A 25,946-nucleotide genomic window follows, 5' to 3' on the forward strand; every position below is an offset into this window, starting at 1 on the left:
CTCCCGGCCCGCTCGCCGACAGCGTGGCGGACAAGTTCGAGCTGGTCGCGGGCGGGGAGGCGCTGCTCCTCCTGCCGTTGCAGGGCATCGGTTTCCGCCCCGATCTCGTGCAGATCCCGGTCACCGGCATCCCGCCGACGCCGGTCGTCCTCGCCACCCGCGCCGGGGAACAGAGCGAACTGGTGGCGGAATTCCGTGCGCTGGCGGGGAAACTGCTGCCTGCCCTCAGTGGCCGGTGACGCCGCCGCGGCCGAGGATCCCGAACACTTCCGCGAACAGCCCGTCCACCCGGGCCGTCGTCGAGGGCCAGTTGCGGCTGACCACCCGCACCCCCGCGCTGACGGCCGCGGCGACCGAATGCGGCTCGGCCACGGACATCAGCCGGATCGCCGCCTCGTGCAGCGCCAGGCGCGTGGCCTGCTTCCTGCCCTCGCGCAGGCCTTCGCCGCGCTCCGCCGCCCCGACGGTCACGTGCGCCCCCTTCCACCTTCCTGTCGCTGAGGGTAGCCGCCCGGCGCGCTGCCTCGGCGCGAGCGTCGACGGCGTGACCGCCACTCCCGCACTCATCCCGCCCGGCCCACCACACTCCGCCTCCGGGTTCGGCCTGCCGGCGTCGATCGTGGCGTTCGCCTTCGGGACCGCGCCGCACGTGATGCCGTTCAACCTGTGGCTGCTGCCGCTGCTGTTCCTGCTGACACAGGCGATCGGCTGGGTGACTTTCGGCCTCGCGCCCTTTGTCCGCCAATACATCCCAGGCGCGGCGATGGGCCTGTTCGTACTGCTGAGCATCCCGTCCAGCGGCGGCGCGATCCCGGTGCAGATGGTGCCCGGCTTCTGTGACGGGGATCGTGCGGCCGCTGCTCGTGCTGGCGGCGTGGTTCGTGGCCGGCGTCGGCCTAGTGATACTCGGCGGCGCCAAGGCGAAGAAGGCCGCCGCCGCGGAAGCGGCCGACCTCGAAGGCGAACTCGAAACCGTGCAGGCGCCCGCCCGGCCCGAGTCCGCCGTGTTGATCGGACACGTCCGCGACGCGCAGGGCAGGCCGGTCACCCAGGGCGCGGTCACGCTCACCGACCACCACGGCAGGCAGCTCGGCCGCGCCGCGCTCAGCAGCGCCGGCATCTACACCCAGTCGCTGGACGACGTGCCGCCGCAGTACCTGACGGCCGTGGTGGTCGCCCCGCACTACCGTTCCGCCGCCGAGCGGGTCGAGGTCGGGCGCGAACCCACCACGCGCCTGGACTTCACGCTCACCGCCGCGAGCCGGTCCCAGCCGCGCGACGACACCAGCGCCGAGGGCGCCGCCGCGCTCGGCAGCGCGGGCGTACTGCCGATCGAGTGAGGACCACCGGCCCCGGCGCGGATTCCCCCACAATGGACGGAAAATCCACGCCGGGGCGATAGACTGGCCGGATGCCAGCGCAGAGATCGGAAGACCGCCGCAGCCGCCGGTCCCGCTCGGCTTTGGAGGCGGCGCTGCTGCGGCTGATCGCGGAGCGGGACCTGAACCAGATCGCGGTGTCCGACGTCACCAGCACCGCCGACGTGCACCGGTCCACGTTCTACGAGCACTACAGCGACGTGCACGACCTCGCGGCCTCGGCGTGCACGTCGATGTTCGACGAGCTGATCGCGGCCACGTCGGAGGTCGCCGCGAACGCCGGCGCCGGGGACGCGCTCACCCGCTTGTTCGGCCACGTCGCGGAGCACCGCAAGCTGTACCGGGCCGTCCTCGGCGAAGACGGCAGCGCCCGCGTGATCAACCATTTACTGGACCGCACAACGGCTTCAGTGCGCGAAAACCTCGGCCGGCCGGCCGCCGAGAGGGCCACGGCCGTGCTCATCGCGGGCTCGCTGCTGGGCACGATCCTCGACTGGCTGCGGCGCGGCTGCCCGGGACGTCCGGCCGAGCTCAGCGCGCGGCTCGGCCCGCACCTGCTCGCGCTCGGGCAGGCACGAGCCGGCTGACCGGTCCACAGTGGACGGTCAGAAGTACTGCGCGCCCCCGTCGACGGACAGGTGCTCGGAGGTGATGAACCTCGCCTCGTCGGAGGCCAGGAAGGCCACGGCGTCGGCGATCTGGTCCGCCTCGGCGTACGGCGGGTCGATGAACGTGGTGCCCATCGCGGCCAGCTTCGGGTTGCTGGCGTTGGTCTTCTCGATCGCGGTGACCATGTCCCCGCTGCCCATCGGCGTGGCCACCGCGCCGGGGTGCACCGAGTTGACCCGGATCCCGTACTGGCCGAGCTCGGCCGCGAAGCCCCTGGTCATCCCGGTCACCGCGTGCTTGCTGGTGGTGTAGTGGATCATGAACGGCTGCATCTTCTTGCCCGCGTAGGAGCTCGTCACCACGATCGAGCCGCCGTTGCCCGCCTGCACCATCGCCGGGGCCGCGGCCATGATCGTGTTCCACACGCCGGTCACGTTGATGTCGAGGTGGTCGCGGAAGATCTCCGGCGTGGTCTCGTCCCAGGTGGCCGGGATGCAGATCCCGGCGTTGGCCACCACGACGTCGAGCCTGCCGAACGCGGCGACGCCCCGCGCGACGAACTCCTTGAGCCCGGCCAGATCCCGCACGTCGCCCTGCCGCACGAGCACGCGGCGGCCGGTCTTCTCGACCAGCTGCCTGGTCTCCTCGAGGTCCTCGGGCGTTGGCGAGTCGTAGGGCACCCCGGGCAACGGGCCCGCCAGGTCCAGCGCCAGGATGTCCGCGCCCTCGCGCGCCAGCCGGACCGCGTGCGCGCGGCCCTGGCCCCGGGCCGCGCCGGTGATGAACGCGACCTTGCCTGCCAGTCGTTCCGTCATGGGGATCTCCTCGTTGAGCCACCGCTCGCCGACACCTGTAGGAAAAGCTACATTCGGAGATTACCCACTTCGCGGCGCTGTGACCAGCGGGAAGCTCAGGGCCGGGGCCAGGGCCGCCCGTGACGCTTCTCGATGTCGGTGTTGAACCGCTTGAGGTACGCGGCGAACTCGGCGACCTCCTCGGCGGTCCAGTCCGCCAGCACGCGCTCGAGCCCGCGGACGGCCGTCGCGCGCGCCTCGTCCAGCCGCCGCTCGCCCTCGCCGGTGAGCCGGAACTTGCGCGCCATCCCGCCTTCGGGGTCCGGGATGCGCTCCAGCAGCCCGGCCTTGAGCGCCGCGCCGGTCTGCCTGTTGATCGTGGACGTGTCGAGCCCGAACGCCTCCGACAGCTGCCCGATCGACATCGGGCCCTCGATCCGGATGCGGCTGAGCAGGATGTACGCGCTCCGGTCCAGCTCGCCGCCGTCCCGCCGCGACGGCGCGCCCATGTGCTGGTGCCGTCCGAGCACCATGTTCTCGTACTCGATCAGATGCGTGGGCTTCTCCACGGCCGGACGGTAGCACGTGTGGGCCGGCCGCGGAGGCGATGCTCGGGCGGCGATCCCGCCGACTGCCCGCCGATCGTCCACAGTGGAGCGCCCGGCGGGTGCTATCCTGGTGGCAGTGGGGGTTCCACTCCGGACGAGCGCGTCGTACCCGGCACGACAAGACGGCGCAGTACTGCACATGACGTCGCGACTGCGGAGGTCGGCCGGAAATGGCGTGGATTGTTCTTGTGGTGTCCGGGTTCTTCGAGACGGTGTGGGCGTCGGCGTTGTCCGCGTCCCGCGGTTTTTCGCGCCTGTGGCCGAGTCTGCTGTTCGCGGCCAGCCTGGCCGCGAGCATGGGCGGGCTCGCCTTCGCGATGCGGAGCATCCCGATCGGCACCGGCTACGCGGTGTGGGTGGGCATCGGCGCCGTCGGCACGGCGCTGTACGGGATGATCGCGCTCGGTGACCCCGCGACGGCCGGGCGCATCCTGTGCCTGGTGCTGATCGTCGCCGGGGTCGTCGGGCTCAAGGTGCTGCACTGAGCGACCCCGACCGTCCTTTGAGGACAGACGCATGAAAAGGGCGGAAACCGGGTAGGCCGCTGCATCGAGGAGGGAACCGAGATGGCTGTCACCGTTGGCCTGCTGACCGACCCCGGGCTGCCCGAGCGGGTCACCCGCGAGCTGGTGGACGAACTGCCCGCGGCCCTGCGGGAGCACGTCAGCGACGACGTCGACTGGCAGGTCGCGCTGCGCTGCCGCCCGCTGGTGATCGACGAAGAGGGCACCATCCCGATCGCGGAGCTGGCCGAGAGGGAGCTTCCGCGCCACGGCTGGGACCTGATGGTCTGCGTCACCGACCTGCCGCGGCACGTCGCCGGCAAGCCGGTGATCGCGGACGTCAGCACGAAGCACGGCGTCGCGCTGGCCTCCCTGCCTGCCGTCGGCGGCGTGCGGCTGCGCGCGCATCTGCGTGACACCTTGCTGCAGCTCACCGCCGAACTGTCCGAGCAGGGTCCACGGTGCACGAAGAAACTGGTCACCCCCACGCGCCGCGTCGAGAACCCCGCCGAGGGCATCGACGCCTCCCTGGCGCTCCCCGGTTTACGCGGGCGGCTGCGGCTGCTGTTCGGGATGGTGCGGGACAACCGGCCGTGGCGGCTGGTGCCCAGCCTGTCCCGCGCGCTCGCGGCCGCCGCGGCGACGGCCGCGTTCGGCGTGTTCTACAACAGCATTTGGACGATGGCCGACGCGCTGAGCCCGCCGCGGCTGGCGGTGGTGAACCTGTTCGCCGTCGGCGCGATGGTGGTGTGGCTCACCGCCTACAACCACCTGTGGGAGCACGCGCGCGGCCGCGGCACGCGCAACCAGGTCGTGCTCTACAACACCGCCAGCATCACCACACTCACCCTCGGCGTGGCCTGCATGTACGCGCTGCTGTTCGCGCTCACCGTGGTCGCCGCGCTGGCGGTGATCTCCGGCGGCTATCTGGCGCGGATGCTCGGGCATGAAGTCGGGATCACCGACTACCTCACCCTGGCCTGGCTGGCGGCTTCGATGGGGACGGTCGCCGGAGCGCTGGGCTCCAGCCTGGAAAGCGAGGACGCCGTGCGCCACGCCACCTACAGCAAACGCGAGCGGGAACGGCGTGCCCGCAACGAGGACGGCTGACCCCGGCTACCGTCGCGGGAGGAGTTCGCGACGGGAAGGGACGAAATGGGCAGCTACCGCTTGGGCATCCTCGAAGGCGACGGGATCGGGCCGGAGATCGTGCCCGCGGCGGCCCGCGTCGTGGACGCGGCGCTGGCGGCGGCCGGGGCGGAACCGGTGGACTGGGTTCCGTTGCCGGTCGGCGCCTCCGCGATCCAGGAGCACGGCGCGGCGCTGCCGGAGTCCACTGTGGACGCCTTGGGCGGGCTCGACGCGTGGCTGCTGGGCCCGCACGACAACGCGGCGTACCCCGAGCCGCACCGGTCCACGCTCAACCCCAGCGGCGCCCTGCGCAAACGCTTCGACCTGTTCGCGAACATCAGGCCCGCCAAGGCTTTCCCCGGCGCGCGGGCGCTCGAGGCGGGCACCGACCTGGTGATCGTGCGGGAGAACACGCAGGGGTTCTACGCCGATCGCAGCACCTTCGCCGGGTCAGGTGAGTTCATGCCGACGCCGGACGTGGCGATCGCCCACGCGATCTTCACACGCCACGGCGTCGAGCGGATCGCGCACGAGGCGTTCCGGCTGGCGCGGCGGCGGCGCGGGCGCGTGACGGTGGTGCACAAGGCAAACGTGCTGCGGCTGACGAGCGGCATGTTCCTGGACGTCTGCCGCGAGGTGGCGGCGCGGTACCCGGACGTGACCGTCGACGACGAGCACATCGACGCGATGACGGTGCATCTGCTGCGGCGGGCACCGGAGTTCGACGTGATCGTCACGGAGAACATGTTCGGCGACATCCTGTCCGACCTCACCGCGGAGATCGCGGGCTCGCTCGGCCTGGCGCCGTCGGTGAACGTCTCCGGCACGCACGGCATGGCGCAGGCCACGCACGGTTCGGCGCCGGACATCGCGGGCCAGGGCGTCGCGAACCCGGCGGCGATGATGCTCTCGGCCGGGATGCTGCTCGACTGGCTCGCCGCCCGCCACGACGACGAGGCGCTGGGACGGGCGGCGGCGCTGATCGAGTCCGGCGTCGCCGGAGCCCTCCGGGAGGGCGTGGCCACGCCGGATCTCGGTGGCAGCGCGGGAACGGAGGCGTTCGCCGAGGCGGTCGAGGGCGCTATCACCGGCGGGTAGCCCGAAGACTTACGCGTCCCAGGCGAGCAGCATGCGTTCCGGGCCGCGGGTGGAAAGCCCGCTCTTCCAGTCGATCCCCGCCTCCCCTTCGGCGAGCCGCATACCGGGCAGCCGCCGCAGCAGGGTGCCCAGCGCGACCTGCAGCTCCATCCGCGCGAGCGGCGCGCCGAGGCAGTGGTGCGGCCCGTGGCCGAAGCCGACGTGCGAAGTCTCCTGGCGCAGCACATCGAGCGTGCCGGGATCGCTGTAGACCGACTCGTCGAGGTTCGCCGAGCCGATCGCGGCCAGTACCGGCTCGCCGGACCGCACGGTGACGCCACCCAGTTCGACGTCTTCCACGGCGTAGCGCGCGATCCCGCCGCTGATGCCGAGCTGGATGAACCGCATCAGCTCCTCCACCGCGCGCGGGATCAGCTCCGGGTCGTCGCGCACCTTGGCGAGCTGGTCCGGGTGGGTCAGCAGAGCGTAGACGAAGTTCGGGATCTGCGAGGCCGTCGTCTCGTGCCCGGCGATCAGGATCGCTTGCGCCAGCGAGAGAAGCTCGTCCTCGGAGAGCCGGTCGTCCTCGTCCCGCGCGGAGACGAGCGCGGAGAGCAGATCGTCCTCCGGCTTGTCGCGCCGCTGCGCGATCAGGCCCGCCATGTACTCCCGCATCTTCACCGCGCAGTCGGCGACCTCGTCGAGCCCGAACCGCGTGGTGGACAGGAAAGCGTCCGACCAGTACCGGAAATCGCCCCGGTCCGCGAACGGCACGCCGAGCAGTTCGCAGATCACCGTGACCGGCAGCGGCAGCGCGAAATCGACGACCAGCTCACCCGGGGATCCCTTGGCCAGCATGCCGTCCACGAGCTCGTCGGCGATCTTCTGCACGCCGGGCCGCATCTCCTCGATGCGCCGCATGGTGAACGCCTTCATGACCAGCCGGCGCAGCCTGCTGTGCTCGGGCGGATCCATGCTCAGGATGCTGCCCGGCGGCGGCAGGTGCGGGCGCACGCGCGGCTCGTCGCGCCCGATCGCGGCCGCGCGGCTGAACCGGTTGTCCCCCAGTACCACCTTCACGTCCTCGTAGCGGGTGGCCAGCCACGCCGGTTCCCCGTACGGCAGCTGGACGCGCGCGAGCGGTTCGTTCGCGCGCAGCTCGGCGAACAGCGGGTCCGGGTCCAGACGCGCCGGTTCACCAGCCGGGAAGGGCCTGGGTTCCGCCGTGGTCATCACAACCTCCTCGGTGCCGGCGGGCACGCCCGCCTATGTAGTCGAGTGACTACTTCCACCGTAGGGCGTCCGGCAGCACCAAGTCAACGATCGGCTACACACCGCCACACGATCAGGACCACCGCCCGTTTTGCCTGGTCTACACTGTCGGCGTCGATCAGGCGCAGAGGTGGAACGGAGGCCGCGATGGACGCGGAAACAGCGCGGCCGCCCCGGCGCCGGGACGCGGCCGCAACCCGCAAAGACCTGCTCACGGCGGCGCGGCAGCTGATCTCCCAGCGCGGCGTCGAGGGCACGAGCACCCGCGACGTCGCCGCCACGGCGGGCGTGAACCAGGCGCTGGTCTACCGGTACTTCGGCTCGAAGGAAAAGCTGCTGGCCGAAGCGGTCGGCGAAAGCGAGGAGCAGGCCGAAGCGCTGTTCGAGGAAACGCCGCTGGCCGATCTTCCCCGCGCGGTGCTGAACCACGCGCTCGACCTTTCGGCCACGGCGGGCGACCGGCCCACGAGCATCTCGGCCCTGCTCACCGGCGCCAACGACGAGACCATCCGCGCGATCCTCAAGGAGCGGATCGACGGTTCCTTCGGCGCCGAACTGGGCGCGAGGCTCAGCGGGCCGGACGCGGTGCTGCGGGCCGAGCTGTTCGGCGCGCTGATCACCGGGGTCAGCTTCCTGCGGGAGAAGATCGGCACCAACGCCCTTTCCGAGGTGGACCGGGAGAAACTGGGCGACTACGTCGAGGCGATGATCCAGCCGTTGCTGGACAAGGAAACCTGATAGTCCACTGAGGACTGTCCTGGGGGGACGTTGAAGACCACCGCCACGCGTTACGACGCGTTCATCTCCTACAGCCACGCGCTCGACGGCGTCCTCGCTCCGGCGCTCCAGACCGGCCTGCAGCGGTTCGCGAAACCGTGGTACCGGGCACGGGCGTTGCGGATCTTCCGCGACAACACCGATCTCGCGGCGGGGCCGGGCCTGTGGTCGGCGATCGAGCGCGCGCTCGAACAGTCGTCCTGGCTCATTCTGCTGGCGTCACCGGTGGCCGCCCGTTCTCCGTGGGTGGACCGGGAAGTGGCCTGGTGGCGGGAAAACCGGCCGGACAGCCGGATACTCGTCGTGCTCACCGAAGGCGAGTTCGCCTGGGACGGCGAGGATGCCGCGCTGCCGCCTTCGCTGCGCGGGGCGTTCGAGGAGGAACCGCGCTGGGTGGACCTGCGCTGGCTGCACGACGCGGACCAGGTGGACCAGTCGAATCCCCGGTTGCGGGAGTGCGTGGCCGACATCGCCGCCGCCGTCCGGGAAATTCCGAAGGACCACCTCGTCGGCAGGCACATCCAGGAGCACCGCCGGACGATGCGCCTGGCCAGGACGGCGGTCGGCGCACTCGTGCTGCTGCTGGTCGCCGCGCTGGCGGCTTCGGTCGTCGCCTTCCAGCAACGGGATCACGCCATCCAGGCGCAGCAGCGGACGCTCGCCGCGCAGCGCTCGGTGGTGGCCAGGACGATGCTCGCCCAGGCGGACCAGATCCGGGACACCGATCCGCGTACCGCGGAGCAACTGGGCGTCGCCGCGACACGGCTGAGCCCGGGTGCCGCGAGCGAATCGAGCCTCGTGGAAACGCTTTCCGGCAGCCCGTACCGCGGCACCCTGACCGGGCACACCTACCAGGTCGACGCGGTGGCCTACTCCCCCGATGGCCGGCTGCTGGCCACCGCCGGCTGGGAAGGCACGGTGCTGCTGTGGGCCGTGGATTCCGGCGGCGCGCGGCGCGTCGGCGATCCCCTCACCGGGCACACGAACTCCATCACGTCGCTGGCGTTTTCCCCGGACAGCCGGACGCTCGTGACAGGCAGCGCCGACCAAACAGCGCGGTTGTGGAACGTGTCGGATCCCGCGCACGCCACCGCGCTCGGCTCGCCGCTGACCGGTTACGGCGCGGGCGGCGTCGCGTCGGTCACCTTCTCCCACGACGGACGCCTGCTCGCCACGCCCGGCGCCATCCAGGTTCCCGGCTCGACACCGAACCTGTTGTGGGACGTGGCGGACCCGGCCCATCCCCGCCCGGTCCCGTTCCCCGATTCGCCCTACGGCAACATCGACCGGGTCGCGTTCACCCCGGACGGCCGGACGCTGGCCAGTCAGGTCAGCGGGAACGTCTTCTACCTGTGGGACATCGGCGATCTCGCGCACATCCGCCAGGCCGGGTTCCGGATCACCGGGCCGGACAGCCCGACCGGCGCGGTCCTGCTGACGCCGGACGGCCGGACGATGATCACCGGCGGCAGTTCCGACCGGTCCACACAACTGTGGGACCTCAGCGATCCCCAGCACGTGCGCCCGCTCGGCAGTCCATTCGGGACGGAGAGCGCGGCGGGAAGCGCGCTGGCCCTCTCGCCCGACGGCCGCACGCTCGCCACCACGGACACGGACAACAACGTCCTGCTCTGGGATGTGCACGACCCCGCGGCCGTGCGGCTGCGCGAGCGGCTGGCCGGGCACACCGCGTGGGTGCAGACAGTCGCCTTCTCGCCGGACGGCAAGCAGCTCGCGTCCGCCGGCGAAGACGCCACCACGATGCTCTGGGACGTCAGCGACGAAGACCAGCCCGCCCCGCTCACCACGATCGCGCCCGCCGGCCCGGACGAGCGCGCGGGCAGCACGAGTTTCTCCGCGACCGGGCTGCTCGCCCTCGCCGTGGGCTCCAACACCGTGGAACTGTGGGACGTGCGCGACCGGCCCCGGCGCACGGCTTCCGTTACCCAGCAAGGGGTTTCCGTCAGCCCGGCGCTCTCGCCGGACGGCCGGACGCTGGTCACCTTCGACTCTTCCGCCGTCGACGACAGTGGCCTGCTCCTCTGGGATGTCAGCGACCCGGCGAGGCCGCGGCAGCTGACCGGCCCGCTGGACCTCGGCCGGAACGAGACCGGCTGGTCCCGGCACGCGGCGACCGTCGCGTTCAGCCCGGACGGCCGCACGCTCGCGGTCGGTGACCCGGTCGTTTCCCTGTGGTCACTGGAAGACCGCGCCCGGCCACGGCGGCTGGGTGCGCTGTTCACGACCTCGACGCTCGCGACCACGCTGGCGTTCAGCCCGGATGGGAAGAGCCTGGCCGTGGGCTCTGGGCCGTCGATCATCCTCGCCGACGTCAGCGATCCCACGGCTCCCCGGGCGCGGGCCGACCCGTTCGGCAGCAACACCGGTTATGTCTGGGAGGTGGGTTTCTCGCCCGACGGGCATACCCTGGGCGCGGTCTCGCAGGGGTTCACCGTGCTCTGGGACATCAGCGATCCCGGCGAACCCGTGCGCTTCGGCGCGCCGATCACGAGCGCACCCGTGACGCGCGGCGCGTTCTCGCCGGACTGGCGGACCGTCGCCGTCCAGGACAGCGACGGGTCGGCGGTGTTGTGGGACATCACCGAACCCGCGCAGCCGCGCCGCATCGGCCGTCCACTGCCGGGCGCTTCCGGGGTGCTGTCCTTCTCCCCGGACAGCCGCACTCTCGCCACCACCACGAGCGGCGGTGCCGTGACCCTGTGGGACCTCGACCCGCTGGAATCCTTACGGCACAACGCCGTCTCCGTCGCTTGTGGACGCTCAGGAGCCCTGAACGAGGACCAGTGGGCCTTCTACGCACCCGGGGTCCCGTACGAAAACACGTGCACCTGAATCGGTCCGGACAGGCGGCGGCTACGACATTCGGGTGAACAACGTACAAGTAACGGTGCGTACAAGATCGCACACCTAAAGTCGGGCCCCGGCGGAACAGGACTAGGACCGGGAGCACACGGGTGAGCAAAGCGGAACGAGCGGCGGATCTCCTCAGGTTCTGGCGCACGGTCGAAATGTTCAGCCCACAGCCGGCGCCGAAGCCGTCCCGGTTCAGCGGGGACGGCCACGGCTGGGTGTTCGATCTCGAACCCGGCGACCTGACGCCCTGGCACGAGGATCACGAACTGGCGCGACGCCGGCTGCCCCCGAGGAAAACACGGATCTTCACCATCTTCGGCGGGTTGTACTCCGTGTCCGGAGTTCCGCGGGAACTCGCGCGGGTGTTCGGCGACGACGGCAAGCCGGCGGATGCGCGCCCAGCCGGCGAGACCGCCGTGTTCGCCTTCACCGTGAACTCCGACGGTCACGTCGTGGCGAATTCGGCCACGCTGTCGGCCTGTGCCTGGGCGATGAGCAGGCTGGTCGCTCCGGGCCCTCGGCACCCCCGCTGGCTGGCTGGATTCGAAGAGGATGAGAACGCGTTCATCTCGGCTCTGAACAACCTGTCCCCACCCAAGCTGAGCAAAGTCGGCCCGGACACCGAAGCCGGCGACGACCCGCGGGCCGGGATCGGGCACGCGGTCGGCGAGCATCTGAAAGGCGCCGCGCTGGACGCTGTCGCGGCCGGGGCGAAGGCGTCCGGGACAGCGGTCAAGTCGTTGGCCGCGGGCGGGGTCACTTCGTTCGCCGGGCCCATCCTCGGCGGCATCGCCGGGAATGTGGCAGGCACGTTCGTCGAAAAGCTCCTTTCCCCGCCGGCGAAACGACAGGATACGACGAAACCCTCGAATCGGACAGCACTGCGTTCCGTCCGGTTCGACCTGACCGCGAGCGCTCTGCACGAGTTCGTCGAAGATCTCGCCCAAGCTCTCGGCATCGGCGAAACACTGCGGATCGCGGGAATCCGCGTCAAATGCACCGTCCTCTCGGAACAGAGCGCGGACAAACCGAACGAACAGGGCCTGCTGAACAGTTTCATCGCCGCCGACCTGGCCCGGATCGAAAAGGAGACGAAAAAGGGGAACGCGGGCGACGCCCTGTCCGCCTTTCTCTCGGATTCGGACGACATCACGGTGACCGACCGGATCGACGTACGGGAACACCGGTCGGCACTCGTCGCGGGTGCCGCGCCACGGCGGATCCCATTCGGGCGCTGGGCGGGCGACCCGGCCAAACCGCTGGTGGCGAGCCAGCAGTTCGCTGTGAACCAGCTGCTCGCCGAGACGCCTGAAACCGCCCCGGTCTTCGCGGTGAACGGACCTCCCGGCACCGGGAAGACGACGATGCTCCGCGATGTCCTCGCCGGTATCGTCACCGAGCGCGGACGACGGCTGGCCTCCCTCACCGATCCGCTCGACGCCTTCGGCGAAGTGGCCGAGCACCTGCAGCTCAGCGGAAATTACTCCATACCGGTCCGGCGGTTGCGCCCCGGCCTCACCGGCTTCGAGATGGTGCTCGCGACGGCGACGAACGACGCGGCGGCCAATGTGACCGGTGAGATCCCCGGCCTCCCTGCCGTGGGAGGTCTGGCAGGCGAAGCACTCGAGACCGACTATTTCCGGGACCTCGCGACACACGTTCTCGGCGGCGAAGCGTGGGGGCTCGTCGCCGCCGTGCTGGGGAACATGGCCCACCGAAGCGCCTTCGCCGAACGTTTCTGGTGGGCCGACGAGCTGGGGATGAAACAGGTTTTCCGCGACGCCGGCACCGAACCTGACGAAATCCCGGTCTGGGAAGAAGCCGTCGGACGCTTCCGCAAGGCAGAGACGCTGGTCGCGACGCTGACCGAAGAACGCCAGCGTGCCGCTGACGCGATGCAGGACGCTGCCAACTGGCGGAAAGAGCTGCTCGCCATTGAAGGCGCGCTGGCCCGCGCGGAAGCGGACTGCGAATCCCGTCGGACTGCCGCCGCCCGACTCGACGTTTCGTGCCGGCAGGCGCACGAAATGCTCGGCCGGGCGGAGCGGGACTGCGCCGAGCACCTCCACCGGAAGCCCGGATTCTGGATGCTGCTGTCCACCTGGTTCAAGGCTGGTCCACAGTGGACGAAGGAGGACGAAGCGCTCAGGGCTGTCAGGGAAAGGGCCCGGCAGGACTTCGACTCACTACGCGGCGACCTGGCGCAGGCACAGCAGCTGGCGACGGAAGCGCAACAGCGCCGGACGGGGCTCCACCAGACACTCCAGGAAGCGCGGGCGAACCTGGCCGCGGCGCTCGCCCGGATCGAGGAGGCCGAGGCACGGTGGCCCGGCGCCGTGCCCGTGGAGGATTCCGACGACGCGACATTCCAGCTGTCCGCGCCGTGGGCCGACGAAGAGTACTTGCTCGCGCGCAGCAGGCTGTTCCTGGAGGCGCTACGGCTGCACAAGGCATTCCTCCTGAACGCGCGGCGCTCGATCCGGGGCAACCTGGATGCGATAACCGCCGTGCTGCAGCGCAAAGGGGAACTGAAAGCGGAGGCGCTCCAAGCGGCGTGGCAGACGCTGTTCCTCGTGGTGCCGATGATTTCGACGACGTTCGCTTCGCTCCCCCGGCTGTTCACCGGTCTCGGCCGGGAAGCGCTGGGGTGGCTGCTCGTCGACGAGGCGGGGCAAGCCACTCCTCAGCAAGCCGTCGGCGGGCTGTGGCGTTGCCGCCGCGCGGTGCTCGTCGGGGACCCGCAGCAACTGGAACCCATCGTCACTCTGCCGTTGTCGGCACAGCAAGCCTTGCGCAGGCACCACGATGTGGCCGAAGAGTGGCTCCCTGAAAGCACCTCCGCCCAGAAAGTGGCCGACCGGCTCGCGCGCCACGGGACGTGGCTGCCGGATCCGGAAACCGACGGAGACACCTGGGTGGGCGCGCCACTGCGCGTCCACCGGCGATGCGACCGGCCGATGTTCGACATCTCGAACCGGATCGCCTACGGCGGAAAGATGATGATTCACGGGACGCCGCAGCGGGCGCCGTTCCCTGGGGAGAACGCCTGGCTCGATGTCCGCTCGGTGGACTCGGACGGGAAATGGGTACCTGCGGAAGGGAGAGCTCTCCGGGCGCTGTTGCGGGAACTGGGCGGACAGGGGGTCAGCCCGGCCGACATCCGCGTGATCAGCCCATTCCTCCAAGTTGCGCGGGAAAGCAAAGTGGTCGCGAGGAGCGTGTTCGACGGGCAATTCGCCCGTGACAGCGTCGGCACCGTACACACGGTTCAAGGCCAGGAAGCCGATGTGGTGGTGATCGTGCTCGGTACCGGCCGGGACGGCGTGGGCGCGCGCAACTGGGTCGCCGGGAAACCGAACCTGCTCAACGTCGCGGTCTCCCGGGCGCGCAGGCGCCTCTATGTCATCGGCAGTCGTGCGAACTGGGCCGGGTTGCGACATCTCCGGGTGATGGCGGAATTCCTGCCCGCCCGCGGTGACCTTTCCTGAGGGACACCGGTGTTGGGCCATCCGGCGGCTTCCGCGTGCCCGATTCGCCCGGATAATCGGCTGGGCTTGCAGTCGTGGGGTTTAAGTGGGGCGAAACCCGAGGAGACGACCGTGATCGAGCCGTACAACGCGGTGGGGCTGATTCCCACCTTCTGGGGCATCCGGACCCGTGCCGACATCGGGCACAACATCGAGCACCTGGAAAGCCTGACGAAAGCGGCCTTCTGGCTGTCGAACCTCGACATCCCGGTGCGCCTGCTCGCGATTCCCGAGGGCGCGCTGCAGGGGTTCAACGACGAGATCCTGGACGCCGACCACACGGAGTACGCGCACACGTGCGCGATCGACATTCCCGGGCCGGAGACCGACCGGCTGGCCGCGCTGGCCCGGAAGTGGAACGTTTTCCTGATGGCGCAGGCGAAAGCGCGGCACCCGGACTGGCCGGACCTGTTCTTCAACGTCGGGTTCGTGCTCTCCCCCGAGGGCGAGATCGTGCTGCGGCACCACAAGCTCAACGCGCTGCTGCCGGTGGAGCGCTCGGTGTCGCCGCACGATCTGTTCGACTGGTGGGTGGAGAAGTACGGCCGCACCCTCGACGCGTTCTGGCCGGTGGCCGACACCGAGATCGGCAGGCTCGGGGTGATGATGGCGATGGAGGGCAGCTACCCGGAGAACGGCCGCGGGCTCGCGCTCAACGGCGCCGAGGTGGTGTACCGGGCCTCCCTGCCGGCACCGTTCACGGAGAACGACTTCTTCGAGATCTCCAACCGGGCACGCGCGCTGGAGAACAACATGTACGTGGTCGCCCCGAACATCGGCGGCTACCACCTGTACCCGGACAGCCCGCACGCCATCGACGCGGGCGGCGGCCGGTCGATGATCGTGAACTACCGGGGCACGGTGGTCGGCAAACAGCTCGACACCAACGGCTCCACGTACGTCAGCGGCGTGATCGACATCGAGGCGCTGCGCCACCACCGGGCGAACGCACAGATCAGCAACTGGGCCAAGGACATCCGGGCGGAGCTGGCGCAGATCGTGTACGAGCGGCCGGTCTACCCGAAGAACCGGTACCTGGACGCGAAACCCCCGAAGCACGAGGAGTTCCGGCGCGAGGTCACCGAACGGCAGGTGGAACTGCTGCAGAGCCGCGACATCTGGCGGAAACCCGCGGGCGCGGCTGATCAGGCGGCACCGGCACCAGGACGGCCTGGCCGAAAATCACCATCCCGGGACTTTGGACCTGGGCCAGTCGAGCACACTCCGTAACCACTCCTGGTCCGCCACTTTCCGTTGCCACGAAACGGAAAACCGCAGCCCAACAACCCGCGGGACAACCAGAAAGTCACCCACCGGGGTGAAAGGTTGAAGATTCACGTAGCAATACGTGTCTGGTGGCGAAGTACTTGCCAAGCGCGGTCGCCAGTCCCGGCCCCGCGCGGAGAGCGAAGGACTCCGCCATGCCCGCGACCACGATCGCCGCGTCCGCGGCTCCCGGCGCCGAGCCCGCGACCACCAGCGCCGCGCCCGCGCGCATGCCCGCGACCACCAACGCCGCGCCCGTGACCGAGCCCGCGACCACCAGCGCCGCGCCCGCGCGCATGCCCGCGACCCCCAGCGCCGCGCCCGCGCCCGTGACCGTGACCGTGACCGGGCCCGAGCCCGTGACCGAGCCCGCCACCAGGCCCGCGACAAGCATCGCCGAGGCGCGGCCCGGCCGGCACCGCTCGGGAGTCGCGCGGGTCGTGGCCGTGATCCCGGCGCACGACGAAGAGGCACAGATCGCCGAGACGATCGCGGCGCTGCGCCGCCAGGATCGCCCCGTGGACGAGGTGATCGTCGTCGCCGACAACTGCACCGACGGCACCGCCGCGAACGCGCGCACGGCCGGCGCGACGGTCCGCGCGTCCGAAGGCAACGAGCACAAGAAGGCCGGCGCGCTGAACCAGACCCTCTCCTGGCTCCTCCCCCAGCTCGACGAGGACGACGTGATCCTCGTGCAGGACGCGGACTCCACTTTGGACCCTCAGTTCGTCAGCACGGCACTGCACCACCTCGAGCGCGGCTACGGCGGCGTCGGCGGGGTGTTCCGCGGCGGGCCCGGCGGCGGTTTCGTCGGGCACCTGCAGCGCAACGAGTACGCCCGCTACGCCCGTGACGTGCACCGCTTGCGCGGGAAATGCCTGGTACTGACCGGAACCGCGGCGATGTTCCTGGTGAGCACGCTGCGCGACGTGTCGGCCGCCCGCCTCGCAGGCCGGCTGCCCGCCGGAAACGGCACCGGCGGAATCTACGACACCACCGTGCTCACCGAGGACAACGAGCTCACGTTCGCCCTGCTTCACCTGGGGCACAAGGTGATCTCGCCGAGCGCGTGCACACTCGAAACGGAGGTCATGACGAGCTGGCGAACCCTGTGGACGCAACGGTTGCGGTGGAAGCGCGGCGCCGTCGAGAACTGCTTCCAGTACGGATTCACCCGTGTCACCTGGCGCTACTGGGGACGCCAGGCGCTCACCCTCGCCGGGGTTCTCGTCTCGCTGATCTACCTCGCGACGATCCTCGTGGCCCTCTGCACCCACAGCGTGCACCTGAATCCCTGGTGGCTGGCCATCTCCGGGGTGTTCGTCGTGGAGCGGGTGGTCACCGTCCGGTACCGCGGCTGGCGCCGGATGCTGCTCGCCGCCGCCATGTACGAACTCGTGCTCGACTACTTCCTGCAGGCCTGCCACGCCAAGGCCTACGCCGACGCGCTCCTGCGCACCCGTAAATCCTGGTAACGAAAGGAAAAAACCATGTACCAGAAAATCGGCGCCGCCACCGCCGCCGGGGCCACGACCGGCCTCGCCTACACCGGCGCGAACGTCCTGTGGCTGGTGCTCACCGCGTTCGCGCTCCTCGCGACCGGCATCGCCCTCCTCCGCATCGGCCCGGCACTGAGGCGGCGCGAACGCTAGCTCCCCCTCGCCGGCCAGGCGCGATCAGGAACATTCCAACATACCAAACCGTATGGTACGGTCCGTTCCCGAGCGCCTTCGGTCGACGATGACGAGGAGACGGCCGCATGAGTCGAGCACTGGACGCACGCGTCGCCGCGCCCGGTTCGGGCGCTCTCCGCCAGGTGGGCAACCTCGCGCTCCTGGCAGGGGAAGTGCTGCGGGCACTGCCGCGAAGGCCGTTCCAGGCGCGCGAATTCGTGCACCAGGCCTGGTTCTTCGCCGCGGTGACGATCGTGCCGACCGCGTTCGTCGCGATCCCCTTCGGCGCGGTGATCTCGCTGCAGCTCGGCTCGCTCACCCAGCAGATCGGCGCGCAGTCGTTCACCGGGGCCGCCAGCGCGCTGGCGATCCTGCAGCAGGCCGGCCCGCTCGTCACCGCGCTGCTCGTCGCGGGCGCGGGCGGCAGCGCGGTGTGCGCGGACATCGGTGCCCGCACCATCCGCGAGGAGATCGACGCGATGGAGGTGCTCGGGGTCTCCCCCGTGCACCGCCTGATCGTGCCGAGGGTGCTCGCCGCGATGTTCGTTTCCTTGCTGCTCAACGGTTTGGTCAGCTCGGTCGGCGTCGCGGGCGGCTACTTCTTCAACGTCATCATGCAGGGCGGCACCCCCGGCGCGTACCTGGCGAGCTTCAACGCGCTGGCCCAGCTGCCCGATCTGTACCTCAGCGAGATCAAGGCACTGATCTACGGGTTCATCGCCGGGATCGTCGCCGCCTACCGCGGGCTCCACCCGGCGGGCGGGCCGAAGGGCGTCGGGGACGCGGTGAACCAGGCCGTGGTGATCACGTTCCTGTTGCTGTTCCTGGTGAACGTCGTGCTCACCGCGCTCTACCTCCAGCTCGTCCCGGCGAAGGCGATGTAGGCATGGCCGTCACGCCCGTGAAAGCGCTTCCGCTGGACACGCTGGAGAACTTCGGCAGGCAGCTTTCCTTCTTCCTGCGCGCCATCGCCTGGGCGCCGCACACGATTCGCCGGTACAGCAGGGAAATCCTCCGCCTGCTCAGCGAAGTCAGCTTCGGCACCGGCGCGCTGGCCGTCATCGGCGGCACGCTCGGCGTGATGATCGGGATGACGCTGTTCACCGGAACCGTGGTGGGGCTGCAGGGATACGCGTCGCTGAACCAGCTCGGCACGGCCGCGCTGAGCGGGTTCATCTCGGCCTACTTCAACACCCGCGAGGTCGCCCCGCTCGCCGCCGGGCTCGCGCTCTCGGCCACCGTCGGCTGCGGGTTCACCGCGCAGCTGGGCGCGATGCGCATCTCCGAGGAGATCGACGCGCTCGAAGTGATGGCCGTGCCCAGCCTGCCCTACCTCGTCACCACCCGGCTGATCGCCGGCGTCGCCGCGGTCATCCCGCTCTACATCGTCGGCCTGATGTGCTCCTACGTCGCCTCGCGGACGGTCGTGGTGTGGTTCTACGGGCAGTCCGCCGGCACCTACGACCACTACTTCCACCTGTTCCTGCCGCCGGGCGACGTGCTGTGGTCGTTCCTGAAGGTCATCGTGTTCAGCATCGTGATCATGCTGGTGCACTGCTACTACGGCTACCAGGCCGGCGGCGGCCCGGCCGGGGTCGGCGTCGCGGTCGGCCGCGCGGTGCGGGCGTCGATCGTCATCCAGACGTCGCTGGACTTCTTCCTGAGCCTCGCGATCTGGGGGTCGACCACGACGGTACGGCTGGCCGGATGACCAGCGAGCGCGCCGAAAAGATCCGGTACCGGCTGCTGGGCCTGGCGCTGCTGGTCGTCGTCGCCTTGTTCGTCGCGGCCACGATCGCCGTGTACCGCAAGGCTTTCACACCCTCGGCCGAGGTCACGCTGCGCACCGATCACGTCGGCAGCCAGCTCGCGCCGGGCGCGGACGTCAAGGTGCGCGGCCTGATCGTCGGGCGGGTGTCCTCGATCGGTTCCAGCGGCGACGGGGCCGTGCTCACCCTCGAACTCGATCCGGCCCAGGTGGGACTGCTCCCGGCCAACGTCACCGCACGGCTGCTGCCGAAAACCCTGTTCGGGGAACGCTATGTGGACCTCGAGCTCCCGGCGGATCCCGCGCCCGCCGCACTGGGCGACGGCGCCACGATCGACGAAGACCGCAGCAGCAGCGCGATCGAGGTGCAGCAGGTGCTCGCCGACCTGATGCCCGTACTGCAGGCCGTGCAGCCGGACAAACTGGCCGGCACGCTCAGCTCGATCAACACCGCGCTGTCGGGCCGTGGCGAGCAGCTCGGCCGGACACTGGTGCAGCTCAACGACTATCTCAAGCAGGTCAACCCGTCCCTGCCCGATCTCAGCGCCGATTTCGCCGGGCTCGCCCAGGTTTCCGACACCTACACCGACGCCGCGCCCCAGCTGCTCAGCGCGCTCTCCGACCTCACCACGACCAGCCGCACCATCACCGAACAGGCCGGCAACCTCCGGCAGCTCTACGCGAACGTGACCGGCGCGAGCGCCGACCTCCGGGATTTCCTGCGTGCCAACGAAAACAACCTCATCGACCTGGTCTCCTCGGCCGGGCCCGCCCTCGACGTGCTGGCCCGGTACGCGCCGGAATACCCGTGCATGCTCAAACAGCTGGCCGACCAGATCCCGGCGACCGACCGCGCCTACGGCAAGGGAACGGCCCATACGAACTCGGCGCAGATCACCCTGCTCATCACGGCCGGGCGCGGGAAGTACCGGCCCGGCGTGGACACACCGTCCTATGAGGATGATCGCGGACCGCGCTGCTACCAGGAACTCCAGCCGGGACAGCGTGCGAACCAGTACCCCGCCGACGGCCCGCTGCAGGACGGCTCGACGCATCCGCCCGCGCGGAACGGCGCCGGTTACGTCACGTTGTCGAACCAGCCGCGGAGCACCGCGAACTCCGACGCGGAGCGGGACCTGGTCGCCACGCTCGTCGCGCCGGATCTCGGCGTCGCGCCGGAAGACGTGCCGGGCTGGGCGAGCGTGCTGCTCGCTCCGCTGTTCCGGGGCGCGGAGGTGACGGTGAAATGAAGAGCGTGGTGCCCCCGCTGCTCAAACTCGGGATCTTCGCCGTGGTCACCGTGCTGCTGACCGGGGTGCTGGGGCTGACGGTCGCGAACGTGCGGCTCGGCCGGACTTCGGCCTACAGCGCCGTCTTCACCGACGTCGCCGGGCTCAACACGGGCGACGACGTGCGGATCTCCGGGGTGCGGGTGGGCACCGTCGAGTCGATCGACGTCGTGGACCGGGGCTACGCGCTCGTCGGGTTCGACGTCGACGCGAAACGCCGGCTGCCGGGTTCGTCGACGGCGACGATCAAGTACCGCAACCTGCTCGGCCAGCGTTACCTCGCGCTCGCCGGGGACCTCGCCGACCCGGCGACGCTGCGCCCCGGCGACGTCATCCCGGTGACCAGGACCGCGCCGGCGCTGAACCTGACCGTGCTGTTCAACGGGTTCCGGCCGCTGTTCCAGGCACTCAGCCCGAACGACGTCAACACGCTCGCGAGCGAGATCGTCCAGGTGCTGCAAGGAGAAGGCGGCACGATCGACGACCTGCTCGCGCACACCGCGTCGCTCACGTCGGCGATCGCCGGCAAGGACGCCGCGATCGGCCAGACCGTCGACAATCTCAACGCGGTGCTCGGCACGGTCAACGAGCACAGCGACGGGCTGTCGGACTTGATCGTGCAGCTGCAGCAGCTCGTGAGCGGGCTGGCCGCCGAACGCGGGCCACTCGGCGACGCGATCAGCGCCACCGGAAACCTCACCAACGCCACCGCCGGGCTGCTCACCGCCGCGCGCCCCGCGCTGCGGGACGACATCACGCACCTCGGCGTGCTCTCGAAGAACCTCGCCGACAGCTCGGATCTCGTCGAGCACTTCGTGCAGTTCCTGCCGCGGAAAACCGCGACGCTGACCCGGCTGGGCAGCTACGGCAGCTGGTTCAACTACTTCTCCTGCAGCATCAGCGGACGCGTCGGAGTGTCCGCATGGGACATCAACCTGCCGGTACTCCCGTTGCCCGGCACCGAGCGCCCCGCGAGGTGCGGACCGTGAAGCCTGCCAAGGATCCCCGCAAGGTCGGCGCCGTGACACTGCTGGTGCTCGCGCTGGCGCTGGTCGCCGCCTTCCGCTCGGACGATCTGCCGATCCTCTCCGGTGGCACCGTCTACACCGCTTATTTCACCGAGGCCGCCGGACTGCGCACCGGCGACGAGGTGCGGGTGGCCGGGGTCAAGGTCGGCAAGGTGACCGCGATGGCACTGGAGAAGGACCAGATCAAGGTCTCGCTCAAGGTGCGCGGCACCTGGGTCGGCGACCGGAGCACCGCGTCCATCGAGATCAAGACGCTGCTGGGCGAGAAGTACGTGGCCCTGCATCCCGCGGGCGACGGCGCCCAGGACCCGGACCAGGCGATCCCGAAAACCCGCACCCAGGCGCCGTTCGACGTGACCGACGCGGTGAACCAGCTGACCAGCACCGTCGGGGAACTCGACCCCGGCAGGCTCGCGCAGAGCTTCCAGACCATCGCGGACACCTTCCGGACCAGCCCGCAACCGGTGCACGACGCGCTCAACGGGCTGGAGTCGCTGGCCACCACCATTTCGTCGCGGGACAGCCAGCTCGCGCAGTTGCTGGCGAACACCAGTCAGGTCAGCCGCACCGTCGCCGATCGCGACGGGCAGCTCCGGCAACTGCTGTCGGATGGCGATTCGTTGTTGCAGGAGCTGCAAAGCCGCCGGGAAGCCGTGCACTCCCTGTTGACCGGCGCACAGAACATGGCGGCCCAGCTGAGCGGCCTGGTCACCGACAACCAGGCCACGCTCACCCCCGCGCTGACAGAGCTGAACTCCGTGACCACGCTGCTGCAGCGCAACCAGGACAACCTGAGCCAGGGCATCGCGAACCTCGCGCCGTTCGTGCGGGTCTTCGGCAACTCGGTCGGCAACGGCCGCTGGCTCGACAGCTACTTCTGCGGGCTCATCCCGCCGCAGGTGACCACCCAGCTCATCCAGGCCAACCCCGACGCCTGCACCGCCCCGCTCACCCCGGGGAACCTCAACGGAGGAGGGCGCTGATGCCACCGCAAACCCGGCGGGGACAACGCATCGCGCGCGCCGTCGCCGCCGCGTGCGCGCTGGCGCTGGTGCTGACCGGCGGGCTGTGGTGGGTGCTGCGCGACCGCCAGGGCACCCAGATCACCGCCTACTTCACCCGCGCCGTCGGGCTCTACGCCGGTTCCGCGGTACGCGTGCTCGGCATGGAAGTCGGCACGGTGGACGACGTGCGGCCCGATGGCGCGCGCGTCCGGGTGCGGCTGACCGTGGACCGCGGCGTGCAGATCCCGCAGGGTGCCACGGCGACCGTCGTGGCACCGAACCTCGTGGCGGACCGGTACGTGCAGTTCGTGCCCGCCTACACCGACGGGCCGACGATGGCCGGCGGCACGGTGCTCCCGGAGAACCGCACCGTCACCCCCGTCGAATTGGACGACCTGTACGCCAACCTCGACAAACTGTCCACTGTGCTCGGTCCGGACGGCGCGAACAAGAACGGCGCCCTGTCCGGGGCACTCGACGCGGCCGCCGCGAACCTCGGCGGCAACGGGGAAACGCTGTCGGAAACCATCCGCAAGCTGGGCGACGCGGCCGCCACCCTGACACATTCGCAGGGCGACCTCTTCTCCACTGTGGACAGTCTGCAGAAGTTCACCTCGGCGCTGGCACAGAGCGACGCGCAAATGCGCTCGTTCGACACCAGGCTCGCCGACGTCAGCGGCTACCTCGCGCAGGACAAGCAGGATCTCGGCCAGGCGCTGTCCTCGATGAGCACCGCGCTCACCCAGGTACAGGGCTTCGTGCAGCGGAACCAGGGGCTGCTGGAATCCAACGTGCACAACCTTTCCGGCATCACGCAGGCGCTGGTGGACCAGCGCGCGGCGCTCGCCGAGGTGCTCGACACCGCGCCGCTGGCGGCGTCGAACATGGTCAACGCCTACGACGCCACCACGGGCACCTACGCGGTGCGCGGCAGCCTGAACGAACTGACCTACCCGCCGGTCACCCTCCTGTGCCGGCTGATCAAGGCGGACACGCCGAAGCAGCTTCCCCAGACCCTCAACGACATCTGCGCCCAACTGGCGCCCGTCATCGACGGCACGGCCGGACTCCCTTCCGCGGCGCAGGCGCTGGGGTCGCTCCAGAATGGGCAGCTGCCGCCGTTGCCGCTGCCGGTCGTGAGCAGCTTGGGGATCGGGCGATGAAACGACTTCTCGTGCTGCTCACCGTGTTCGCCGTGACCGGCTGCTCCGGCCTCTACGACGTGCCGCTGCCCGGCGGCGCGGACCTCGGCCCACACCCGTACACGGTGACGGCGGAGTTCGCCGACGTGATGGATCTGGTGCCCCAGGCCAGCGTCCGGGTGAACGACGTCCCGGTCGGCCGCGTGGACGCCATCGGGCTGGCCGAAACCAGCAACACCGCCGAGGTCACGATCACCCTCAACGGGAACACGCGGCTGCCCGCCAACACGGCGGCCGCGCTGCAACAGTCGAGCCTGCTCGGCGAGAAGTACGTCCAGCTGATCGCCCCGCCCGCGGACCAGGCGCAGGGCACGCTCACCGGGGGTTCGGTCATCGGGCTCGACCGCACCAGCCGCGGCCCCGAGGTCGAAGAGGTGCTCGGCGCGCTGTCCCTGCTGCTCAACGGCGGCGGGATCGGCCAGGTGCAGAGCATCGTGCGGGAGCTGAACTCGGCGATGTCGGGCAATGAGCCGCAGCTGCGCGAGTTCCTGTCCACTGTGGACCAGACCGTGCGCGGGCTGGACGGTCAGCGGGCGAACATCACCGCCGCCATCGACGGGCTGAACCGCTTGTCCGGCACCGTTTCCCGGCAGCGCGGAGACATCGCCAACGCCCTGGAGAACCTCGCACCCGGGCTGCGTGTGATCAACGAGCAACGCGACCAGCTGCTGACGATGCTGCGTTCACTGGACTCGTTGTCCGGGGTCGCCGTGGACACCGTCACCAGGAGCCGGGACGAGCTGGTCGCCGACCTGCGATCGCTTACCCCGACGCTGCGGCAACTCGCCGCCGCGGGCCGGGATCTGCCGGAGTCGCTGCAGGATCTGATCACGTTCCCGTTCACCGACTACGCCGTCAACGACGTGCAGGGCGACTATTTCAATGCCGACGTGAACGTGGATCTCGACCTGAGCGGGCTCCTGCAGACGGTCTCGTCGTTGCAGGCGACGGCGCCGGTTTCCACGCCCGCCTTGCCTTTGCCCGCGGCGAATCCACCCCAAAACGACGACGGCGTGAGCGGGCTGCTGCACGATCTCCTCGGGGGCGGCCCATGATCACGCGGGCGACGAGGGTGCGGATCACGGTGTTCGTGATCGTCGCGCTCGCCGGGATCGCTTACGTGGGCGCGGAATACGCTGGGCTGGGCCGGTTGTTCGGCGCGGACGGGATGGTGGTGCGGCTGCGGTTGCAGACGTCTGGCGGGATCTTCACCAACGCCGAGGTCACCTACCGGGGTGTGGCCGTCGGCCGGGTCGGCGCGATGCGGCTGACCGAAACCGGCCTGGAAGCCGACCTCGACATCGACGACTCCGCTCCCCCGATCCCCGCCAGCGCGCGGGCCGTGGTCGCGGACCGCTCGGCCGTGGGCGAGCAGTATGTGGACCTGCAGCCGCCCAACGGGGACGGGCCGTACCTGGCGGAGGGGTCGGTCATCGAGCAGAACCGCACCAGCACGCCGATCCCGCCGCAGACACTGCTGTCCGATGTGGACCGACTGGCGCGGAGTGTGCCCGAGGGCTCGCTGCGCACCGTGGTGAACGAGCTGAACACGGCGTTCTCCGGGCTCGGCCCGAGCCTGCAAACCCTGCTGGATTCGGCGAACTCCTTCACGCAGGCAGCGCGGCAACATCTCCCGCAGACGCTGGGCCTGATCTCGGACAGCCGCACCGTGCTGGACACGCAGCAGGCGGAAGCCGACCAGATCAAGGAGTTCAGCACGGGCCTCAACCAGCTGGCCGGCCAGCTCCGCGCGTCGGATCCGGACCTGCGGACCGTGCTCACCACCGCGCCCGTCGCGGCGGGCCAGATCGACGCCATCCTGCGCGACGCCGGGCCCGACCTCGGCGTCGTGCTCGCGAACGGGCTGACCGTCGCGCAGCTGACCGAGACGCGCACGAAGGGCATCACGCAACTGCTGGTCGCCTACCCGATCGCGATCGCCACCGCGCCGAGCGCCAACCCGGACGGCACCGGGCACCTGGGCATGGTGCTGAACTTCTTCGACCCCATGCCGTGTACGAAGGGCTACGAGGGCACGGTGCAGCACAACGGCACCGACCCCACAGTCAGCCCGACGAACACGCAGGCCTACTGCGCGCTGCCCCCGTCGACCGGAGTAGACGTCCGCGGCGCGAACAACGCCCCGGGCTGAGCGTCCGGGGGCC

At 70.1% G+C, this 25,946-nt stretch carries 23 protein-coding genes, 1 pseudogene and 1 riboswitch; of the genes and pseudogenes, 20 read left to right on the forward strand and 4 right to left on the reverse strand.

From position 1 onward, the window contains the following. Positions 1-239, forward strand: a pseudogene (locus tag FPZ12_RS45840) (LysR family transcriptional regulator); the annotation flags it as partial. On the opposite strand, the gene FPZ12_RS37055 reads toward FPZ12_RS45840, so the two are convergent. Further along, positions 226-471 (reverse strand): hypothetical protein, encoded by a 246-nt coding sequence (locus FPZ12_RS37055; RefSeq protein WP_150980679.1) that lies wholly within the window; start codon positions 469-471, stop codon positions 226-228. The pseudogene FPZ12_RS45840 and the gene FPZ12_RS37055 sit on opposite strands and share 14 nt — an antisense overlap. A 365-nt stretch (positions 472-836) precedes the next feature. On the opposite strand from FPZ12_RS37055, the gene FPZ12_RS37060 reads away from it, so the two are divergent. Together FPZ12_RS37060 and FPZ12_RS37065 are read left to right on the forward strand one after the other, a co-directional pair. Then, complete coding sequence (locus tag FPZ12_RS37060) at positions 837-1,340, forward strand: carboxypeptidase-like regulatory domain-containing protein (protein ID WP_144753366.1); 504 nt, start codon at positions 837-839, stop codon at positions 1,338-1,340. A gap of 71 nt (positions 1,341-1,411) precedes the next feature. After that, on the forward strand, positions 1,412-1,966 hold the full coding sequence (locus tag FPZ12_RS37065) for a TetR/AcrR family transcriptional regulator (protein WP_144753363.1): 555 nt from the start codon (positions 1,412-1,414) through the stop codon (positions 1,964-1,966). An 18-nt stretch (positions 1,967-1,984) separates the two neighbouring features. Here the strand turns inward: FPZ12_RS37065 and FPZ12_RS37070 are convergent, their stop codons facing one another. Both FPZ12_RS37070 and FPZ12_RS37075 read right to left on the reverse strand, forming a co-directional pair. Further along, complete coding sequence (locus tag FPZ12_RS37070) at positions 1,985-2,803, reverse strand: mycofactocin-coupled SDR family oxidoreductase (protein ID WP_144753360.1); 819 nt, start codon at positions 2,801-2,803, stop codon at positions 1,985-1,987. A gap of 95 nt (positions 2,804-2,898) precedes the next feature. Beyond that, entirely contained in the window at positions 2,899-3,351 is a 453-nt protein-coding gene (locus tag FPZ12_RS37075) for a MarR family winged helix-turn-helix transcriptional regulator (RefSeq protein WP_208026142.1), read from the reverse strand. A gap of 109 nt (positions 3,352-3,460) precedes the next feature. Continuing rightward, a riboswitch (guanidine-III (ykkC-III) riboswitch) is annotated at positions 3,461-3,522 on the forward strand. 38 nt (positions 3,523-3,560) lie between these two features. Here FPZ12_RS37075 and FPZ12_RS37080 point away from each other — a divergent pair. The 3 genes from FPZ12_RS37080 (at position 3,561) to FPZ12_RS37090 (ending at position 6,122) form a co-directional block, all read left to right on the forward strand. Continuing rightward, the gene (locus FPZ12_RS37080) at positions 3,561-3,875 is read left to right on the forward strand and encodes a DMT family transporter (RefSeq protein WP_144753357.1); all 315 of its coding nucleotides are present in this window, start codon (positions 3,561-3,563) and stop codon (positions 3,873-3,875) included. 81 nt (positions 3,876-3,956) lie between these two features. Next, positions 3,957-5,003 carry a hypothetical protein gene (locus FPZ12_RS37085; protein ID WP_144753354.1) on the forward strand — a complete coding sequence of 349 codons (1,047 nt, stop codon included), beginning with the start codon at positions 3,957-3,959 and terminating at the stop codon, positions 5,001-5,003. A 45-nt stretch (positions 5,004-5,048) separates the two neighbouring features. After that, positions 5,049-6,122 carry an isocitrate/isopropylmalate dehydrogenase family protein gene (locus FPZ12_RS37090; protein ID WP_144753351.1) on the forward strand — a complete coding sequence of 358 codons (1,074 nt, stop codon included), beginning with the start codon at positions 5,049-5,051 and terminating at the stop codon, positions 6,120-6,122. Positions 6,123-6,131: 9 nt separating this feature from the next. Here the strand turns inward: FPZ12_RS37090 and FPZ12_RS37095 are convergent, their stop codons facing one another. Next, positions 6,132-7,334: a cytochrome P450 gene (locus FPZ12_RS37095; RefSeq protein ID WP_144753348.1), complete on the reverse strand. Its 1,203-nt coding sequence runs from the start codon at positions 7,332-7,334 to the stop codon at positions 6,132-6,134. A 186-nt stretch (positions 7,335-7,520) separates the two neighbouring features. Here FPZ12_RS37095 and FPZ12_RS37100 point away from each other — a divergent pair, with 186 nt between their 5' ends. The 14 genes from FPZ12_RS37100 (at position 7,521) to FPZ12_RS37165 (ending at position 25,933) form a co-directional block, all read left to right on the forward strand. Continuing rightward, the gene (locus FPZ12_RS37100) at positions 7,521-8,111 is read left to right on the forward strand and encodes a TetR/AcrR family transcriptional regulator (protein WP_144753345.1); all 591 of its coding nucleotides are present in this window, start codon (positions 7,521-7,523) and stop codon (positions 8,109-8,111) included. Positions 8,112-8,141: 30 nt separating this feature from the next. Beyond that, a complete protein-coding gene (locus tag FPZ12_RS37105) occupies positions 8,142-11,003 on the forward strand; it encodes a TIR domain-containing protein (RefSeq protein WP_144753342.1) in 2,862 nt (953 codons plus the stop codon). Between the two features lie 122 nt (positions 11,004-11,125). Beyond that, the gene (locus FPZ12_RS37110; RefSeq protein ID WP_144753338.1) at positions 11,126-14,512 is read left to right on the forward strand and encodes a DEAD/DEAH box helicase; all 3,387 of its coding nucleotides are present in this window, start codon (positions 11,126-11,128) and stop codon (positions 14,510-14,512) included. Between the two features lie 111 nt (positions 14,513-14,623). Beyond that, the gene (locus FPZ12_RS37115) at positions 14,624-15,781 is read left to right on the forward strand and encodes a nitrilase-related carbon-nitrogen hydrolase (RefSeq protein ID WP_144753335.1); all 1,158 of its coding nucleotides are present in this window, start codon (positions 14,624-14,626) and stop codon (positions 15,779-15,781) included. A 191-nt stretch (positions 15,782-15,972) separates the two neighbouring features. Further along, positions 15,973-17,292 (forward strand): glycosyltransferase family 2 protein, encoded by a 1,320-nt coding sequence (locus FPZ12_RS37125; RefSeq protein ID WP_208026143.1) that lies wholly within the window; start codon positions 15,973-15,975, stop codon positions 17,290-17,292. Between the two features lie 15 nt (positions 17,293-17,307). Then, positions 17,308-17,469: a hypothetical protein gene (locus FPZ12_RS45845; RefSeq protein WP_166463032.1), complete on the forward strand. Its 162-nt coding sequence runs from the start codon at positions 17,308-17,310 to the stop codon at positions 17,467-17,469. 107 nt (positions 17,470-17,576) lie between these two features. Further along, a complete protein-coding gene (locus FPZ12_RS37130; protein ID WP_144753329.1) occupies positions 17,577-18,374 on the forward strand; it encodes an MlaE family ABC transporter permease in 798 nt (265 codons plus the stop codon). Positions 18,375-18,376: 2 nt separating this feature from the next. Beyond that, on the forward strand, positions 18,377-19,201 hold the full coding sequence (locus FPZ12_RS37135; RefSeq protein ID WP_144753326.1) for an MlaE family ABC transporter permease: 825 nt from the start codon (positions 18,377-18,379) through the stop codon (positions 19,199-19,201). Next, complete coding sequence (locus FPZ12_RS37140) at positions 19,198-20,508, forward strand: MCE family protein (RefSeq protein WP_144753322.1); 1,311 nt, start codon at positions 19,198-19,200, stop codon at positions 20,506-20,508. Before FPZ12_RS37135 ends, FPZ12_RS37140 begins: the two co-directional genes overlap by 4 nt. Beyond that, a complete protein-coding gene (locus FPZ12_RS37145; protein ID WP_144753319.1) occupies positions 20,505-21,536 on the forward strand; it encodes an MCE family protein in 1,032 nt (343 codons plus the stop codon). The genes FPZ12_RS37140 and FPZ12_RS37145 overlap by 4 nt, the downstream gene beginning before the upstream one ends. Further along, positions 21,533-22,558: an MCE family protein gene (locus FPZ12_RS37150; RefSeq protein WP_341771248.1), complete on the forward strand. Its 1,026-nt coding sequence runs from the start codon at positions 21,533-21,535 to the stop codon at positions 22,556-22,558. The genes FPZ12_RS37145 and FPZ12_RS37150 overlap by 4 nt, the downstream gene beginning before the upstream one ends. Further along, the gene (locus FPZ12_RS37155; RefSeq protein ID WP_144753312.1) at positions 22,558-23,742 is read left to right on the forward strand and encodes an MCE family protein; all 1,185 of its coding nucleotides are present in this window, start codon (positions 22,558-22,560) and stop codon (positions 23,740-23,742) included. The genes FPZ12_RS37150 and FPZ12_RS37155 overlap by 1 nt, the downstream gene beginning before the upstream one ends. Then, positions 23,739-24,836 carry an MCE family protein gene (locus tag FPZ12_RS37160; protein WP_144753309.1) on the forward strand — a complete coding sequence of 366 codons (1,098 nt, stop codon included), beginning with the start codon at positions 23,739-23,741 and terminating at the stop codon, positions 24,834-24,836. Before FPZ12_RS37155 ends, FPZ12_RS37160 begins: the two co-directional genes overlap by 4 nt. Continuing rightward, positions 24,833-25,933: an MCE family protein gene (locus FPZ12_RS37165; RefSeq protein WP_144753306.1), complete on the forward strand. Its 1,101-nt coding sequence runs from the start codon at positions 24,833-24,835 to the stop codon at positions 25,931-25,933. Before FPZ12_RS37160 ends, FPZ12_RS37165 begins: the two co-directional genes overlap by 4 nt. The last annotated feature ends 13 nt before the right edge of the window (positions 25,934-25,946 follow it).

Source organism: Amycolatopsis acidicola, assembly GCF_007713735.2.
Taxonomy (GTDB): domain Bacteria; phylum Actinomycetota; class Actinomycetes; order Mycobacteriales; family Pseudonocardiaceae; genus Amycolatopsis_E; species Amycolatopsis_E acidicola.